This window comes from Devosia sp. Z6_126 (genome assembly GCF_058133495.1).
In genome coordinates this window covers 1,024,011-1,040,994 of record NZ_JBYUNO010000002.1, presented here as the reverse complement: position 1 = coordinate 1,040,994, position 16,984 = coordinate 1,024,011, and the positions used below count along the sequence as shown (strand labels likewise).

Here is a 16,984-nt window from a genome sequence, read left to right as displayed (position 1 = left end):
GGCGAAAACCTGAGTCAAGCGAACCAAGTTAGCTTCGACCGAGCTCCCTGGCGGCACATCAACATTGAGCTCAGCCGGGCGTAGAGCGCGACCCCGAGCGCCGCGAGAATGAACAGCCCAGAAAAGACGAGCGGCACGTCGAAATTGGATGAGGCTGTCATCATGACATTGCCGATGCCGCGGTTTGAGGCGACGGTTTCGGACAGCACGGTGCCAACGAACGCGTAGGTGACGGCCACCTTCAGCGACGCGAAAAAGAAAGGCATGGTGCGCGGGAGCCCGACATTCCAGAGAATATCGAGCTTGCTGGCGCCAAGGGCCTTGAGCACGTCTTCCTGTTCCGGCTCAGTTGTCGCGAGGCCCGTCGCGATGTTCAAGACAATGGGGAAGAAACAGATCACGATGGCGGTGAATTACTGTAAGGCTGCAAAGGGCAAGGTCATCAGTTGGCTAGTGATCGAGGAGCCTCTTCCCCAAGACTGACCGGCACGGCTAAATGGCTATCTCATAATGAATCGCAGATCGGCTGCTCCTATTTCAAGAGAACTTTCCAGCCGCCTGCTGCCACTAAACCAGAAGCTTGTGCTGAGCCGGAGTCCCCAACCTCAAGGCCGATCAATTTTGGTTCGTGGTGCGCGCGTCCGGCTACAAGTCGGATCTGCTGGCTTGGGTTGCGTCTATGAACGATCCGCCGAGCCGAGCCCGACGTACCGAACCGGGTCAATTAGAGAGGGGAATCGTCCAATCTCCAGTTCGCCACGTTATTTAAGCACGGTCATCCATTCATTGAAGAGACTCGCGTCGCATCAGGCATGAGCCAGGCCGAGTTGGATGCACTGTAGAAGTTTGCGCAGGTCTTATCCTCCGGTTGATCCCGGTCCGAATGCTTCTCGGGAAGGGGAGGAACGAACCTTGTAGCGCTGGTCTCCTCCACGATCAGCTTGCAAACTTTAGCCACTTTGATCACCTAATGCTCAGTCTTGCTTGTGTCTTTAAATTGGCTGGGCTGCGAGATCGTGTTGGTCAGAGCGACCGCCCACTGAGCGATCAGTTGAAGACCAACCTGAGCGCGCTCTGGTTTAGCCTGGCCTGAGATGACGGCTTGGAGGTGCTTTGAGGAGGTGGCATAGTCAAACCGGAGAACAATGTGCCGGGTGTCCGTCCTTGCCACGCCAAAACGCTTGTGTCGCACTCAAGCCGACCGTCTCCAAGCAAGTCCCGCCGTTGAAGCCCTGCGTCTTTCAATTCCGCTTCCGATAAACGATGCAGGAAACCACCCCCTTGTCATCCTCAAACGTCTGGAGGCGGTCGCAGAACGAGTCAAGAATTACTATGGCAGGCGCCGTGCTGGGCCAGTTAGCATCGTCCATTATGATGGTGCCGCCTGGTATGACCTTCTTGCTGAAGAGCACAACATCCTCGGCGGCGTTATAGATAGAATGCCCACCGTCGATGTGCAGATAGTCGATAGAGGTGAAGAGGAGTGCCGCGTCTGCAGACGGCGCTTCTATGATCCGAACGTGCGATGCCAAGCCATGATCTGCTATGAAGCGCAGGAACGTGGTCTTGAGTGAGTGGAAGTCGATCTTTCGCCACCACTCATCATTCATCTCGTTGGTCGTGTGTTCGACCGCCACTTCGGGGCGCCATGTCTCGATCCCATAAATTGCCCCTGTACCGTTCTCTTTGAGAGCGGCTGCAGCGGGGACCAAGGACCGACCACCATACACTCCGATCTCGACACAGATTTGGGGCTTATGCCGGGTGATCAGATCAATGATGGCCAGCGATTTTTCGCGGGAGCACCAGCCTTCAAGGACCCGCTCTGCAATCTCAAGCAGTCTGATTGCTGGCTGAGCGTGACCCAATTCGGGTTCTCGATAGAACCCCGGCGATGCGAGCACGCTAGAGATGTTTTTCACCGCGTCAGAGAGTATCTTCCGCTCGGACACGTTCACAGGATGACCGCGAAGTAGATCGGGCACCTCCAGCTTAGCTTTGTCAGCTAGGTAGACGAGATGTTTAGTGACTTCCGCCCTACCTGCTTCTGAAGCATTAGCTAAGGCATCGTTTAGTGACATAAAAAAAGCGGCAGGCGCCGCCCCCTCCGTGTGCTCATCAGCCATGTGTTATCCTCCCTGGATTGCGAGATGGTTGCCGCTTCATTGTTGTTCGTCAAGCCAACGGCCATCTTTGGCGCGCGTGATCGCGGGCAGGGTATGGCGCAAGCTCAAGGCCCTACCGGCGCCTCGTCTTTGACGCCCTCCATAGTTGTCACAGCAGGTCTTGCGCGTGCTGAACGCAAGAGACCGAGGGGCTGCGGTGGGACGAGGGCGCTGGGTCTAATAAGGCAAGCACAGGAACGCTCGCCATCCAACAATGACTTGAGCAGGTGATTGGTCGGGCTCTGGACAAGGGTGCCTGCCGTCTAGGGGGCCGCAGCAGGCGCCCACCTCAGGCGGTTCGAACCAGAGGCGCTGCAGCCTAGCTCAATTCAGCCCGGCCAGTCAGCCGGGTTTCTGTTGGCCTATTTTAACATCACTAAACTTGTGGACCTCAGCTCCGACGGGGCAGCTTTTGTGCGCGGGGCGATTACCCCTTCAACATTGATGGCTGAAAACTGGCGGGGAAACCTTGTTCTGGAAAAGATTGGCCGTCGTTGGTTTGTCACCCCAGCCGCACTAAAGGAGATGCGCACAAGATGTCAGGTGGACCACTCGGAAAAGGACCACGACTTTGGCTGCAACTCGAAAGGGTCAATAAAAACGGCAGTGTCGAAGCGGCTCGATGGGTCATCCGGGACGGCAGCCTCAAGCGCAGCACGGGATGCGCTCAGCATGACCTTGCAGGGGCTGAAAAAGTCCTCGCGGAGTACATCGCCCTCAAGCATGATCCGCGTCGGAATGTTGGTCAGCCTTCAAGAGTTTTGATCGTTGATGTGCTGACGGTACACGCTCGCGACGTCGCCCCAAAAGCAGCTGCGCGCTGTTGGATACGAGGAGCACTGAGGATGACTTCAGGCGCTCGGCGAGCACCGCCTTGGACTTTTTCTTGAATGAGGCATCGCCCACAGCCACAACCTCGTCGATCAGGTAGTAGTCAAAGTTGAGCGCCATACTGGCGCCAAACGCCAGACGTGCTTTCATGCCCGAAGAATAGGAGCGCACCGGCATGTCCATGAAGCGGCCTATGGCCGCAAAGTCCTCTACAAACTCTACAACGTCTTTGTACCTGGCGCCGTAGATCTCGCAGATGAACCGGAGGTTCTCGCGGCCAGTCAGCGTCTGGTGAAAGCCTCCGGAGAAGCCGAGTGGCCAAGACACCTTGCCCTTTCGCGTGATGCGCCCACGATCCGGCGGCTCGGCGCGAGAAAGCATTCTAAACAAAGTGGACTTACCGGCGCCATTGTGACCGAGAATGCCGACATTCTGCTGATCCTCGAACACGCCCGAAAAATTCCGGAGTATGACCTTCCGGCCGTGCGGGGGACGTTGTGTGTCAGGCCGAAGTATTTGCTTCACAAATTGTCTCCGATCTGGCGGTGCCGACGCAACTAACGCAACCGCAATTAACGCAACCCCATTCGGAAATTTGCAATCCAGGATGTCTCACATCCACCTCATCTTCTTGCAAAGCCAACGCAGCATCCAAGAGTCGGTGCTAATCGTGGGGGAGCATTCAGAAAATACAGAAATGTTATTGATCGAATCACCGTTTACTTTCCTTCGGCCCCAAAAGAAGACTGAAGGGAAATCGTTGATTTTCCCGCATTCTGCTTTGCGGTTGGGGTGCGCGGTCCAGCGACATCAAGTTCAGGCTTTAGCCCAGGTTGGCTGAAGAAGGGCTCTATTCCGGACTCTTCTCTCCGCGCCTGAAGTGCAAAGGTCAGAAATAACACGTTAACATTTAGACATGTAGCATCAGATAGGCGGCTACGCCTATAATCCATATCCGCCAAATAGTGACCGCGCGCCCGTTTCCAGCCGGGGTGATGGAGAGTTGGGGGGGGGGTTGGCGGATCTAACCGGATTGAACGACCGGGGGGAGCCACAGTTGGTCACTGAGCCGAGCGGCAGAACGCGGATCAAGATATCGGCACATTCGGCGGGCGTCATCCAAGCCGGCCGCAAATAGGACCGGTGACCATTTTAGTCGGCGCGCCGGAATGCCAAATTCTCACACATGAGGAAGCGCTGAGAGCAGGGTGTGGTTTAGCAGTTTGTCTCCAAGTTCGCTGTTGAAGCTCTCGTGAACGGCTTCTGGAATGGCTTGCCAGGGCAATATAGTGTCAGTCGATCCCTTACCCGTCTGCGAGACCTCGAGGGCCGACTCATTGAACGCGATCACTTAGCTGGGCAAGAGCTCGCATCGGCATTGCTGTTACTGCTGGTTTGACAAGTCGGGGGCGCCGTCAACTCATCGCCCCCCAGACTGCCTTTATGCAAAAGGCCACAGACATGCTGACCGACAGGCGCTAAACCAGCGTCGGTGAAGGAAATGTTAGCTCGTACTTGTCGGTGACGCTGTCGGTGTAAAAAACCCCGGCGTCCGAAAACGCCGGGGTTGGTTGGTCGGAGTAGAGTGATTCGAACACTCGACCCCCTGCTCCCGAAGCAGGTGCGCTACCAGGCTGCGCTATACTCCGTCAGAACGTTCGGGGTTTGCTGGTGCGAGCCCCTGGCTGGGCCGTTATCCCTCGCGTTGGCGGCTTTATAGCCGCGGCGGGCAAGGCATTCAAGCACTCTCGATCAAGCAAATTGAGTGGCGCCGGAGCGTGTTGCACAGTGCCGGCAAAGCGTGTAGGAACCGCCGCAGTTGGGGCGTCGCCAAGTGGTAAGGCACCGGTTTTTGGTACCGGCATTCCTAGGTTCGAATCCTAGCGCCCCAGCCAGGATTTTCTCACCTCCCGTTTACGGCATTGGCCTCCGTTCCATTTTGCCGGTCAGCAGAAACCTGTGATTTCGCGGGTATGCCTTAAGTTGCGGCATCCATGGTGAGCTCCAGGCTGCGCAAGCGCTTTTGCGGATCGTACATATCGGACACGATCATCAGCTCATCGGCTTGCGTGCGCTCGATGATCTGCTGCAGGCCGCGACGGACGGTTTCCCTGCTGCCGATGACGCTGAAATCCAGCATCTGCCCGGCCTGGGCCTTTTCCATCGGTGTCCAATAGGTGTCGATATCATCGATCGGCGGCTGCATGAGCTGACGCTGTCCGCGGAAGATATCTGCGAACGACATCTGTTGCGACGTGGCAAGGAAACGCGCTTCCTCATCCGTTTCTGCGGCAATCACATTGACGCCGACCAGCGCATAGGGGGCGGCGGCCTGTTCGGATGGCTTGAAACGATCGCGATAGATCGCCAAGGCCTGATCCAGCGCCTGGGGCGCGAAATGCGAAGCGAAACCATAGGGCAGACCCAGTTCAGCCGCCAATTGCGCACCGAAAAGGCTCGATCCGAGAATCCAGAGCGGCACGTTGCTGCCTGAGCCAGGAACGGCTTCAATCCGCTGGCTTGGCCCGGCTGGCGCGAGAAACGCCTGCAACTCCAGGACGTCCTGCGGGAAATTCTCGGCATTGGCGGGATCGCGCCGCAAGGCGCGCAATGTCAACTGGTCCGTGCCTGGAGCGCGTCCCAGGCCAAGGTCAATGCGCCCCGGAAACAGCGTCTCCAGGGTTCCGAACTGTTCAGCGATGACATAGGGAGCGTGATTTGGCAGCATGATGCCGCCGGCACCGACGCGGATCGTGCTGGTTCCGGCTGCGATATGGGCGATCACCAGTGACGTGGCCGCTGTGGTGACACCGGCCATGTTGTGGTGTTCGGCAACCCAGATCCGGCGATATCCCAGCTTTTCGGCGTGCTGGCCAAGCGCCCGCGCCTCATCAAGTGCCGTGCGCCGGTCAGCGCCTTCGCGCACACGACCCAGTTCGAGAATTGAAAGTGGGATCACCCTGAAATGCCTCGGCTAAAGTAAACAGTGTCCGATCCCCTCCAAGCCGAAGGAGACCGTCGTATCCACCCCAGATAGGTGGGCTGCTGCACCAGTTCAATCGCGGAGGCGCTTGTGGCCGGCGAAGTCCAACATAGCAGGCCTATGCCTATCCGAGATCCTGAGGAAGCAGTTGGAGCGGAACGGGCGCTTAACGACCCCGTGGCAGCCGTTCCGGGGCGCCGAACCAGCACGGAGGATTTTGGGATGGCAAATGGACGGGTTCAACGAGCGGAATGGTGCGCTTTGCAGAAGCCATCTCAGTCAATGGGCTACCGATACTGGTTTTAAATGTTGAGCCCGCCCCCGGAAACTCAGTCGGCCTCCGCTCCAGCTGCGTAGAACGGGTCGGGTTTGTCGACAATACCAGCCAAGGGAACAACAGGGCAGATCGGGGCGGCATCAGGCTCCAGGTGTCGCAAATGACGCACATCGGCGCCTGCCGTTGATGAGGAGGTCGTGCTTCAAGCACAGCCCATCCTGTGCCCGGACCGATGCGGCCGCCGAGGACAGCGCTGTCAGCCCGGGCAATTCACGTTCAAGCCGCCCCGGATCACTGCAGAAGTGTGCGCAGGAGAAACAGGTCTCGTGCGGGGCCTTGCTGCCGTCCAACCCATTGCGGATGAGGGCAAGAAGGCTCATTGGCCCAGCGCTTCCCAGTAAAAACCAAAGACATAAACCGAGAGGATAAAACCGAGGACCACATTGACGGCCACCCCGGCGGTGAAGGCGCCAAACGGTTTGGGACCTGCGGCGGCCAGGTCGCGAAAGCGGGTGGTCAGGCCGATGCTGAAGAAGCAGAAGATGAAGGTCCAGGTGAACAGATTCCGGATTGGCCCGATCAGGTTGGGAATGACGATGCGGTTATAGTCCTCAAGGCTGTATTGGGTGGTCACCGTGGTGATCACCGCCGAGGCCAGAAAGAAGCCGATCACGAATTTGGGGAAGCGCCGCCAGATTTCGCCGACATCGGGAGCGCTCCCTCCCGGACGGGCATCCCAGCGCATGGTCGCGACGATGGCGAGCCCCACGGCCCAGATGCCGATCCAGGGATCGCGACCGACGACCTTCATCAAGGTAAACGCCTGCACCGCCTGTTCGGGGGTGCCAGCAATACCATCCACACGCCCGGCATAGCCCCCATAGGCCTGGGCCGCGGCGATGCCCGCGGCATCGGCAAATTCGGAGGTGCCGATCCAGGCGCCGGCGATCCCGGTTGGCAACCCCAGCGCACGGGCAACGAGCGGGAGAACAAAGATCATCACGATCGCCCAAAGCACGACAATGGTGATCGTAACGGCGGTATCCTCCTTCTTGCCGCCCACGGCGCCCGCTACTGCAATGGCGCCCGACACGCCGCAGACAGCGCCCCCCACGCCGAGTGTCGCGGCAAAGCGCCGGTCCAGGCCAAGCCGCACGGCCACCAGATAGATCACGCCGAAGGTCATCAGCGACACAAGGGAAGCCTGCAGGATAGCAATGGGCCCGGCCTTGGCGATCAGCGACAGCGGCACGGTGGCACCGAGCAGCACGATCCCGGTCTTGACGTAGAACTCGCCCTTGAAGCCGGCATCGAGCCAGCGCGGTAGCCCTACCGTGTTGGCAATAATGAGCCCAAGCAGAAGCGCGACCAGGGGCGGCTCAAGATTGAAGTGCACCGCTTCCTCCCACTTGCCGATCACAGAGATGGCATAGGCTGCCAGGAAGAGCAGGGTGAATGCGGGTGCGAAGGCGCGAATACTTTTGGCCAAGCGCTGCGAGCGCGAGCGAGAAGGCCGCCAGCCAAAACAGATACAGCGCGCCATAGCGCGGCCAGTTTGCCGCCAGGTCGTCAATGACCTGGGAGAAGTTGCTCCACTGCGGCGGCACCACCGCCAGCCAGCGCAAGCTGCCCCCGCTCCAGAACAAGAGGCACCCTATTGCGACCACCGTCAGGCCGATCCAGATGGCCCACCAGTCTTCCTTGCGCCATAGCTCGCGCCAGCCTGACGGGGGGGCATCTTTGGCCGGCGCGGTGGTGTCCGTCATGATCATGATCCCCCAAAGAGGTGTAGCGCGGCGGCACGCGCGGCCGAGGGCGAATGCAGGGCGCGGGTTCCACAGCACGTTGCGAGCTTGCGGTCTGCTGGAGGCGCTGCCCGTCCGAAGTCGGGCGCGAGCCTAGGTCTTGGGAATTAAGACGGACGAAGCCACAAGCACGCAAATTATACCTAAAGCGGCTTGCAGCGGAGGAAACCTGGGGGGCCAAGTACACCGCTGCTGTTCTCTAGGGCTGTTCAGAACCGATCGACAAAGTCCAAAGTGGCTGCCGGCTTCCGGGTAGGAGCCGTCGACACTAAGTTTGTCGATATCCCGGTAGCGCTTGTCGCTAAAGGTTTTCGCCTTTGGAGCTTTGCCCAGAAGTTATCGGTCTGCGATCCACCCGTTCAAAGCTGTTCCCCGACCGCAAACCGCGCGGGCAGCCTTCAGGATCTCGATCGCATGGGTTGAACGGAGAAGAGCTCGACCTCGAGATCGGGATAGTCACGCAGGATCGGCTTGTGCGCAAACCATGAACGGGCCCAATTGCGTGGTGATCGCCCTTGGCGCTGGCGCGACGGGTTGATCAGTTCGGCGGTTCTCGCCGAGTTGATCGGAGCGGGGGCTCACTGGTGTCCAAGCGGTCGGTCCCCTCACGCGGACCACCCACCTTCCTCGCCCCACTAGCCGAGGGCGCTTCGTTGCCCTTGCTGAACCGCACGAGGAACTTGGCGCCGCCGTTATCGCTCCTGCCCACAGAGATGCTGCCGTTGTGCCGCCTGATAATCTCCTTGACCAGGCTCAGGCCAAGACCGGACCCTTCGTTCATGGGCTTGATGCGATGGAATGGCTCAAAAATCCAATCCCGGCGATCTGCGGGAATACCGGGTCCACTGTCGCTGATGGCGATCGACCGGTCCGCATGGACCGTCAGCAGGATTTCACCCTCGCCGCCCGCATGGATAATCGCATTCTGGACGAGGTTGATCAGGCCACGCTCAAGGGAGCTGGCATCGCCCAGCACCACCAAACTTTCCACCTCCGTGTCAAAGACCGGATCATACCCCGCCGCAATCGCCAGCGGCGCCAGGTTGGCCATGACATTGCGGCTCAACGCCACCATTTCCACCGGCTGAGGCGCCGTCTCCTGATGCTCGATCCTTTGCAGATCCAGGAGCTGTTCGGCCAAATTGGCCAGCCGGTGTACGTCCATGAGGACGCGATGGTCGAATTCCCCTTTGCGGGACAGCTCCAGTCGGTTCAACAGGATGGCGATCGGCGTCCTCAACTCATGGGCGGCATCGGAGAGGAAACGCTGCTTTTCGGCATAGCCATCGTCCAGGCGGCTCAGAGCGGCATTGATCGCATCAACGAGCGCCGCGACCTCCGAGGGCACCTCATCGCTCGGCAGCCGCACGCCACGTTGTTCGATGTCGATCCGGGAAGCCACGCGTTCGACGGCCCGCAGACTCGATAAACTGGCGCGCACGACCTGCGGAACCACGAGCATCGTCAAACCACCGAGCACCGCAACGAGAAGCACGAACAGGGGGCCGACTTCGCGTCCGGCAAAGGACAGCATGCCCGCGATCCAGCTCGGCCGCGCTCCGCCGCCGAACATGACCTTGACGTCCCCAACCCGGGAATCCTCCTCAAACAGCATGGCTCCATCGAAGTCGCTGGTTGAACCGAGCACCTCCAGGCTTTCGATGTCAGCGAGCCCATCCAGTAGCGAGTTCATTTGTGGCGGAACCTCGCCCCCGACGGCCCGCCGCCCGAACTCGTCCACAACAACGTACCAGAGCCCGGGCGATGACCGGCGCACTTCCGCAAGGTCTTGGGTATCCTCGATCCGGAGCGCCCCGCCCTCGGCCACCAGGCCATCCGCGAGGATCTCGGAGATATCGGGGTCGAACTTGGCTCCGGTATAGTCCTCGATATAGTAGAAAAAGAACACGCTGCTCAAAGCTATGGTAAGCAGAGCCGCCAGTTGCCAGAGCAGCAGCCTGGTGGTCAGCGTCCTGCGCAGAGAGCGTCCTGCAGCCACCGTCAAAGCGCTTTCAGAAGGTGGCCGACACCCCGCAGGGTTCGGATCTCAACAGAAGCCCCCGTCTGGGTCAGACGCTTGCGCAGCCGGGAAATGTGGGCGTCCAGCGTATTTGACGCAATCTCATCGTCGAAGTTGAACACCGCATCCTCCAGCCCTTCCCGGGTCACGGCCCGGCCAGCCCGACGGATCAGTGTTTCAAGGATCAACATCTCCCGCCTGGGCAAGGGCAGGAGAACGTCGTTCACCGCCGCCTGGCGCGACTGGGTGTCAAATGTGACGTTTCCCACCCGAATGACATCGGGCGACAGAACAGCGCTGCGCCGCAACACCGCCCTTAGCCGTGCGAGCATCTCGTCGAAGGTGAAGGGCTTGCTGAGATAGTCGTCAGCGCCCAGTTCCAGACCGGCAACGCGGTCAGGGCTCGTTTTCAAAGCCGAGAGCACGATCACGGGAACGCCTTTCAGATGTTTCCGGATCACCGGCAGCAGGTCGAGACCTTCTCCGTCCGGAAGGCGCCGGTCCAGCAGGACCGCGTCGTGAACCCCTGCCAGAATGGCTTCAGTTGCGAGCTCGATCGTGGGCGCGTGATCGATGATCATGTCCTGGCGGCCAAGAGCCTGAGCGATATTGGCCGCCATATCGGGTTCGTCCTCAACCAGCAAAATCCGCACGGCCCGCCTCCTGTGTTCCTGTATGGCTTGCGACGCGGACATTGCCGCAATGTTGCGGAATCTGCGGGTAGAGCGCTGTCTTTTTAAGGTTCCTGCAAAGTGATCGGACCGGCATCTGGATCACGCAAGCCCGCCTTCAAAGTGGCGCTAACCGCCGGTTCTCGGCAACTGCCCGGACCTTGGCTCCATGCACAAGCTCGCGACTGGCGCCACGATCTCGTAGATTACGCCGCTTGGACGGAAGTCGATCCTCGTTGTCGCTCGTAACTCTAGCTGGACAAGCTCTCCGAGTATACGTGAGCCAAATCCACTTCGGACCGGAAAGACCACCTCCGGGCCACCGGCTTCGATCCAGCGGAAGCGCAGCATCAGAGTCTCCTGCTGTTCAATAGTCCAGAACACCTCGACCGATCCGCCCGAGGCCGAAAGAGCGCCGTATTTGGTGGAATTGGTCGCAAGCTCATGGAGGGCCAGCGACAGAGTTGAAACAACTTTGGGGCCGAGTAGAACGTGCGGGCCGGCCGTATGGATGTTGTCCGCCTGAAACGGCAAGACGCTTTTCTCGACGACGTCAGCCAGATCCGCGCAACCCCAACCGAGGTCGGGAATAAGATCCTGAGCGCTGGCCAAGGCTTGCAGTCTACCCATGGAGCGAGCCTGGGCATCCTGCAGGGAAACGGCTGTCCTTATCGACTGAGCGACAACTGCTTGTGCAAGCGCGAAAAAGTTTTTAGCCCGGTGTCTGGCTTCGTTTGATAGCAGCTTTCGATGCTCGTCGGCTTCGCGACGGGTGGTGATATCGAGCAAGACCCCGGTGATGATGGGCGCGGTCTTGATCAAGGCGCCACTGACCTTTCCCCTGAGCTCGATCCAGCGAACCTGGTGCGAAGGGGTTTGCAGTTTTACCTCTGCAACCAATTCCTCGCCGGTCTCGATGGCCTTGTCGAGGGCTTCGCGCCAGGTTCTGCGATGTTGACCATCAAGCGCATAGAGCATGTCGTCATAACTGAACGGGCTTTCCGGCCGGTGCCCGAACATGAGCTTGCATAGCTCTGAGGCAATGAGAGTTTCGGTGGCGACATCGAGGGCCCAGACTCCCACTCCAGCATCTTGCAAGACGGACTGAAGTACCGATCCCGCCGCAGCGGCGGTCCAGCCGCCAGTGTTCGGACTGGCGAAGTCGTAGTTATCGTTCATGTTCGCTCCATATGGGGCCGTAATGTGGAGGCATCTGACAGCTGCGGATCACTGTAATCGTGTGTCGAACAGCAGATCACCGGAGACGACTCCCCAGTTGAAAGAAGTGTGGCGGAGGCATCACGCAGTATCGCGCTGCACTGGACAAGCTTGTCCTGGAACCGGGGGGATGCCGTTTGTCGGCACCTCCTGGCGCCCGATGGGGCGGCTGCTGCATCAACGCTCTTTATTCGGACAGTCAGCTTGCCAGTGGCACCCCTGATCGCGGGGGACATCGTTCCTGAGCCTTTCCACGGGACGCGATTGCCAAGAGGTGGGAAGGCGCTCAGGTGGGCTGCAGCAGGGCAGGGCACTTGAGCGCTGGAACCCATTAATTCTCTTGTTCCTGGCCGACCAAGGATTCAGCGGTCGCGGCCGGTAGTGGGGACCATTTGAAACCGGCGACCGGGCTCGTATGTTCTACGGCTGAGCGCTTGGGCGAGTTGCTGACCGGGCGAAGGGTGTCCTTCTCGAGCATGACGACGTAGCGCTCGCCATTGTCCTTGATCGCGTCGACACGAATGGAGTCGCCCCAGGCTTCGACGTGCTCGGCATCGATCCCACGGCTGTGCAACGTCGAAGTAAGATCAAGGACAGTCCTTCCATGAACCTCGCGGTCGGAGAGAAGGGATTCTGCTGCATTCGCGGAAGCCGTGGCCAGGAAGATTGCTGCAGCGGCAGTGATGAACTTGGTGTGCATAGGATGTTCCTTTCTGTTTTGAACATCCCCATCATCTCGCTCGAGCATTGCGTCCAGATTGCGTGATTTCCACTTTCGCATTATCAGTGGAATTCTTTCCGGCGGCGTTTCGGCCCCAACGCTGCACCGACGTGAGCTTTAGGGTGAGCTCAGGGCTGGCGGATTAGTGACGTCGACAGCCACCTTGCCCACGAGAGCTTCCCCGGAGGGCTGCGCCCGTTGACAATGCGGTTGTAGGACATCGCAGAGAATCTCCCCATGAGATGCCCGGGTCGGTCGCCCGAACTTGCCGTTTGGAAACCGATCTATTCGTCCCGTTGGTCGAAGTCGGCCTGAGCCTGCTGGAGTTCGGGACCACGCTCGAGCGCCCATGCGTAAAGCGCCTGGAACGGCTCCCGCAGTGAACGACCAAGCGGGGTGATCGTGTATTCGACGCCGACAGGCGTCGTTGGCAGAACTGTGCGCTTGACGAGCCCGTTTCGCTCCAGCCTCTTCAGGGCATCCGCCAGCGCCTTGTGGGTGATGCCCTCGAGACGTCGCATGATCTCGTTGAAGCGCGAGGGGCGCGTGCATAGGACCGTCAGGATCAGCACCGACCACTTGTTGGCGATCTGCTCCAGGATCGGCCGCGTCGTGCGCGCGTCGATCAGGGCTTCGTCGGGCACCTGCCGAGCAGGCGCACGGGGTTGTCGTTGGGAGCTGCGCATCTCCGTCGGGGCTTTGGACAAAGGTATACTCCGCGACATCTACGCTAAAGACAGTGCGTAATTGACCGTAGATATAGGATCTATATTGCTGCGTCCATCAACATCAGATGGATGAGACATGACGAAGCTCCAAGACAAGACAGTCCTCATCATTGGTGGCTCGGGAGGTATTGGTGGCGCGATCGCCCATCGCTTCGCGGAGGAGGGGGCGAACGTCTATGCCACCAGCCGATCCGCCAAGACTGAAGGGACCACCACGTCGGTGGGGAGGGGCTCGATTCGCTCCGTGTCGGCCGACGCCTCCCAGCCGGCCGATCTCGAAGCGGCGATCGCCCGGATCCACGGGGACGCCGGGCGTATCGACATCCTTGTGGTCAACGCGGGCCTTTCGGAGTTCGCGACCCTGGACGGCCTCACCGAGGAACACTTCGACCGCACCTTCGGGCTCAATGTCCGCTCACTTGTCTTCGCCGCCAAGGGCGCTGCAGGTCACATGGGCGCTGGGGGCTCAATCGTTCTGGTGGGCTCCATCGCCGGAGACATTGGCACCAAAGGCTACGGGGCTTACGGAGCGACGAAGGCCGCGGTCCGCTCGTTCGCCCGAACCTGGGCCAACGAGCTCGCACCGCGAGGCATTCGCGTGAACGTCGTCAGCCCCGGCCCGACCGACACGGCGATGTTTGCGTCCGCGTCGGACGAGATGCGGGCGATCCTAACGGGAATGATCCCGCTGGGACGCATGGGACGTGCGGACGAGGTCGCCGCCGCCGCTCTCTTCCTCGCCAGCGCCGAGGCGAGTTTCGTCACGGGAGCCGAGCTGCCAGTCGACGGCGGCATGGCACAGGTTTGAGGTTTATCACGATGTGCGGTTCTAGGTTTACTTCCCGTCTTTAGCATATCAACGGGTTAACGGGCGTTTACCTCTCAGCTGCGAAACTGGCGCCCCAGCCAGGATTTCCTGCTCGCTGCCTCATCATAACCCTTGCGCGAGGCAGCGCAGTACGGACGCGCGGTTGGGCGAGCCGAGGCGGCCGCCGAAGACTGTGCATTTAAGCGCCGCGGCGGCATTGGCGAAGGCAACAGCCTCTGGAATGCTGCGGCTTTCGGCGAGGGCCAAGGTAAAGGCGCCGTGAAAAACGTCGCCCGCCGCCAGCGTGTCAACAACATCCACCGCAGGGGGCAGCAGGTTGTACAGGCTGCCGTTCTCCAGCCAAAAGCAACCTTGGGCACCGTCCGTAACCCCGACAAAGCCGGCAAAGCGGCCGGTCAACTCGCGTGTGGCCGCTGCAACGGAGTCGGTGCCAGAAACCAGCATTGCCGCTGGAGCCGAGAAAACCGTGTGGCTCGCCAAGGCAGCCAGAGCAAGGATCACCTCGGGCGGCCCGGTATCGGCGTCCAGCACGGCGATCTTGCCGGCTCCCCGCGCAAGGGAAAGCACTTTCGTGGCGGCTTCTGGCCAGCGGATGTCGACCTGGACGGCATCTGCCGACTGAATGAGAGTCTCGGGGATCCAATCCGGATCAACCCCGAGACCCTTGTCATAGTAGGGCAGGATCAATCGCTCGCCGCTGCGGTCGACAATGACCGCGCTGAGGGGCGTGGGAACGCCCTCAAAGCGCCGGATGTGTTCGCAATCGACGCCCTCTGCTGTGACCTGGGCAACGAACTGGTCGCCCATGCTGTCATCGCCGATCCGGGTAATGAGCGAAGTTCTTGCCCCAAGGCGAGTCGCAGCGATCGCGGCGCTCGTTGCCATGCCGTGTGCCGCCTGGATCATCGCCTTGGGCAGCACCTTGCCGGGCGCGGCTGGCAGGGCGTCGACAGCAAAGATCATATCCATGGTCGCCGCACCGGCGAAAACAATGTGGGGAACCTGGGACATCAAGGGCAACTCAGGACCCGACCTTTGACACAGGGTGGACCACCGGCCCCGAAGGGTCGGTGACCGAATTGCCGGTCATCATGCATGGAGCAGGTCAGACACGGTTTGACTTGGCCATCGCACTGGCTGCCTGGGCGATGAGGTCGGAGTCGTTAGCTGAAATGACAAAGCTCACCCCTTGGTCGCGCCAGTAGTGAGCCTGTTCGGGCCCGCTGCAATCGATGCCGACAATTTTGCCGGCGGCGCGGCCGCGGGCAATCACATGCAGGATGGTTTCGCGCAGTTTGTCGGACTCGAGATAGCCTTTGCGCTCAAGGCCGATGCTGAGCGAGAGGTCGTTGGGGCCGATATAGATGCCATCAACCCCGTCGACCGCGAGGATCGCATCTACATTGGCGAGGCCTTCGGCCGTCTCGATCATGACGAGGCAAGTGGCGGCGGCATCGCCTTCGGGTGCCTGGGGTATGCTCGCGCGCACATTGCGCCAGATCGGTCCCCAGCTGCGGTTGCCTGCGGGGGCATAGCGGCAGGCATTCGCGGCTGAACGAGCCTCCTCGGCATTGTTGACCAAGGGCACAATGATCGCCTCGGCCCCCAGATCGAGCGAGCGCATGATGAGGTCCGGCGTGTTCCACGGCACCCGCACGACAGCCAGCGAGCCAGCCTTGTGCAAAGCGTCGAGCAAAGGGCTGAGCTGGGGCATGGAAACGAAGCTATGTTGCAAATCGACACAGATGAAGTCGAAGCCGGCGCGCCCCATGATCTGGACGACCTGTGGGTCGGCAAATCCGGTCCAGGCGCCATAGCTCATCTCACCGCTGGTGAAGCGTTGCTTGAGGCTCATTGTGCGGGTGTCCCGAACCTGGTGTGGAGGGCCTCGATGGTGGCGAGGGCCTCGGCATCGGGCACGCCGACTGCCATGCGTGCCCGGCCGGCCGGAATGCCTTGCAGGCGCAAGCCAGTCTTGAGCCGTTCGATATCGCCGAGCAAGCCATCTACCGTTGCCTCAACATCGGCTTGCAGTTCAGCACGGCTCGTTGCTCCGCGAGCAACCGCATCCGCCATGGCAACGAAGGGCTCGGGATAAACCGAGGCAATGCCCGAGATCACGCCATCGGCCCCGACTTGATCGAGATTGCCGATCTCGCGATCCGAACCGGTCAGCACAAGGAAGTCAGCCGGTAAGAGCTGCCGATAAGCACCAACTGTTTCGAGGGACTCGCCGCTGATCTTGACACCGATGATGTTGGGAAGCGTGGCAAGCTCGGCCATGAGCTGGGGTGACACGGTAATGCCGGTGCGGGCCTTGAAGATGTAGACAAATACGCCAATCCCGTCCGAAACCTCCGAAATGCGCGCATAGAACTGGCGCAAGGCCTCGTCTGTCGAGGGCAGGAAATAGGGTGTGATGGCGGCGACATACTTTGCGCCTTCGGCGCGCGCTTGCTGGATCAGCCGCTCGACCTGGTAAAGACTGGCGGCACCGACATGGACCACCACCTGCTTGTCGCCCAGAATGTCGAGGCTGAGGCGGGTGAGCGCCTGGCGCTCGTCTTCGCTGAGCGAGGGAAACTCTCCAGTGGTGCCAAGTACAAAGGCGCCGTCCACGCCAGAGGCTGCGCATTTACGCAGGATGGCGGTGTTGCCTTCGAGCGATACCGAGCCGTCGTCGGCAAAAGCGACAGGGAGCGCCGTCAGGATAATGGGCTTTTTGGGCATGGAGAT

The 16,984-nt window shown here is 60.2% G+C and carries 14 protein-coding genes, 2 tRNA genes and 1 pseudogene; 2 read left to right on the top strand and 15 right to left on the bottom strand.

The genetic code is table 11. From position 1 onward, the window contains the following. Window positions 1–14: 14 nt before the first annotated feature. The 4 genes and pseudogenes from AC3YOG_RS12135 to AC3YOG_RS12120 form a co-directional block, all read right to left on the bottom strand. Window positions 15–410: pseudogene (locus AC3YOG_RS12135) on the bottom strand (ABC transporter permease); the annotation flags it as partial. Window positions 411–1,241: 831 nt separating this feature from the next. After that, on the bottom strand, window positions 1,242–2,126 hold the full coding sequence (locus tag AC3YOG_RS12130) for a class I SAM-dependent methyltransferase (RefSeq protein ID WP_489935255.1): 885 nt from the start codon (window positions 2,124–2,126) through the stop codon (window positions 1,242–1,244). Between the two features lie 756 nt (window positions 2,127–2,882). Beyond that, window positions 2,883–3,521, bottom strand: a complete 639-nt coding sequence (locus AC3YOG_RS12125) for an ABC transporter ATP-binding protein (protein ID WP_489935254.1) — start codon at window positions 3,519–3,521, stop codon at window positions 2,883–2,885. 1,047 nt (window positions 3,522–4,568) lie between these two features. Beyond that, window positions 4,569–4,645, bottom strand: a tRNA-Pro gene (locus AC3YOG_RS12120). Between the two features lie 171 nt (window positions 4,646–4,816). Here AC3YOG_RS12120 and AC3YOG_RS12115 point away from each other — a divergent pair. Then, window positions 4,817–4,891 (top strand) — tRNA-Gln (locus tag AC3YOG_RS12115). Window positions 4,892–4,974: 83 nt separating this feature from the next. On the opposite strand, the gene AC3YOG_RS12110 is transcribed toward AC3YOG_RS12115, so the two are convergent. The 8 genes from AC3YOG_RS12110 to AC3YOG_RS12075 form a co-directional block, all read right to left on the bottom strand. Beyond that, entirely contained in the window at window positions 4,975–5,955 is a 981-nt protein-coding gene (locus AC3YOG_RS12110) for an LLM class flavin-dependent oxidoreductase (RefSeq protein ID WP_489935253.1), read from the bottom strand. Between the two features lie 677 nt (window positions 5,956–6,632). After that, the gene (locus AC3YOG_RS12105) at window positions 6,633–7,652 is read right to left on the bottom strand and encodes a YeiH family protein (protein WP_489935252.1); all 1,020 of its coding nucleotides are present in this window, start codon (window positions 7,650–7,652) and stop codon (window positions 6,633–6,635) included. Next, window positions 7,636–8,022: a hypothetical protein gene (locus tag AC3YOG_RS12100; RefSeq protein WP_489935251.1), complete on the bottom strand. Its 387-nt coding sequence runs from the start codon at window positions 8,020–8,022 to the stop codon at window positions 7,636–7,638. The genes AC3YOG_RS12105 and AC3YOG_RS12100 overlap by 17 nt, the downstream gene beginning before the upstream one ends. A gap of 577 nt (window positions 8,023–8,599) precedes the next feature. Continuing rightward, window positions 8,600–10,060 carry a sensor histidine kinase gene (locus tag AC3YOG_RS12095; RefSeq protein WP_489935250.1) on the bottom strand — a complete coding sequence of 487 codons (1,461 nt, stop codon included), beginning with the start codon at window positions 10,058–10,060 and terminating at the stop codon, window positions 8,600–8,602. Window positions 10,061–10,062: 2 nt separating this feature from the next. Then, the gene (locus tag AC3YOG_RS12090) at window positions 10,063–10,734 is read right to left on the bottom strand and encodes a response regulator transcription factor (protein ID WP_127755167.1); all 672 of its coding nucleotides are present in this window, start codon (window positions 10,732–10,734) and stop codon (window positions 10,063–10,065) included. A 147-nt stretch (window positions 10,735–10,881) separates the two neighbouring features. Then, window positions 10,882–11,931, bottom strand: coding sequence for a sensor histidine kinase (locus AC3YOG_RS12085; protein WP_489935249.1), 1,050 nt, complete (start codon window positions 11,929–11,931; stop codon window positions 10,882–10,884). A gap of 370 nt (window positions 11,932–12,301) precedes the next feature. After that, window positions 12,302–12,670, bottom strand: a complete 369-nt coding sequence (locus AC3YOG_RS12080) for a hypothetical protein (protein ID WP_489935248.1) — start codon at window positions 12,668–12,670, stop codon at window positions 12,302–12,304. A gap of 305 nt (window positions 12,671–12,975) precedes the next feature. Then, on the bottom strand, window positions 12,976–13,377 hold the full coding sequence (locus tag AC3YOG_RS12075; RefSeq protein ID WP_489935247.1) for a winged helix-turn-helix transcriptional regulator: 402 nt from the start codon (window positions 13,375–13,377) through the stop codon (window positions 12,976–12,978). 118 nt (window positions 13,378–13,495) lie between these two features. Between AC3YOG_RS12075 and AC3YOG_RS12070 the strand changes: the two genes are divergently transcribed. After that, entirely contained in the window at window positions 13,496–14,227 is a 732-nt protein-coding gene (locus tag AC3YOG_RS12070; RefSeq protein ID WP_489935246.1) for an SDR family NAD(P)-dependent oxidoreductase, read from the top strand. A 123-nt stretch (window positions 14,228–14,350) separates the two neighbouring features. Here the strand turns inward: AC3YOG_RS12070 and AC3YOG_RS12065 are convergent, their stop codons facing one another. From AC3YOG_RS12065 to AC3YOG_RS12055, 3 genes are all read right to left on the bottom strand, one after another. After that, window positions 14,351–15,259: a PfkB family carbohydrate kinase gene (locus AC3YOG_RS12065; protein WP_489935245.1), complete on the bottom strand. Its 909-nt coding sequence runs from the start codon at window positions 15,257–15,259 to the stop codon at window positions 14,351–14,353. 94 nt (window positions 15,260–15,353) lie between these two features. Further along, window positions 15,354–16,103, bottom strand: coding sequence for an HpcH/HpaI aldolase family protein (locus tag AC3YOG_RS12060; RefSeq protein ID WP_489935244.1), 750 nt, complete (start codon window positions 16,101–16,103; stop codon window positions 15,354–15,356). Further along, window positions 16,100–16,978 (bottom strand): dihydrodipicolinate synthase family protein, encoded by an 879-nt coding sequence (locus AC3YOG_RS12055; RefSeq protein WP_489935243.1) that lies wholly within the window; start codon window positions 16,976–16,978, stop codon window positions 16,100–16,102. Before AC3YOG_RS12055 ends, AC3YOG_RS12060 begins: the two co-directional genes overlap by 4 nt. Window positions 16,979–16,984 lie beyond the last annotated feature (6 nt).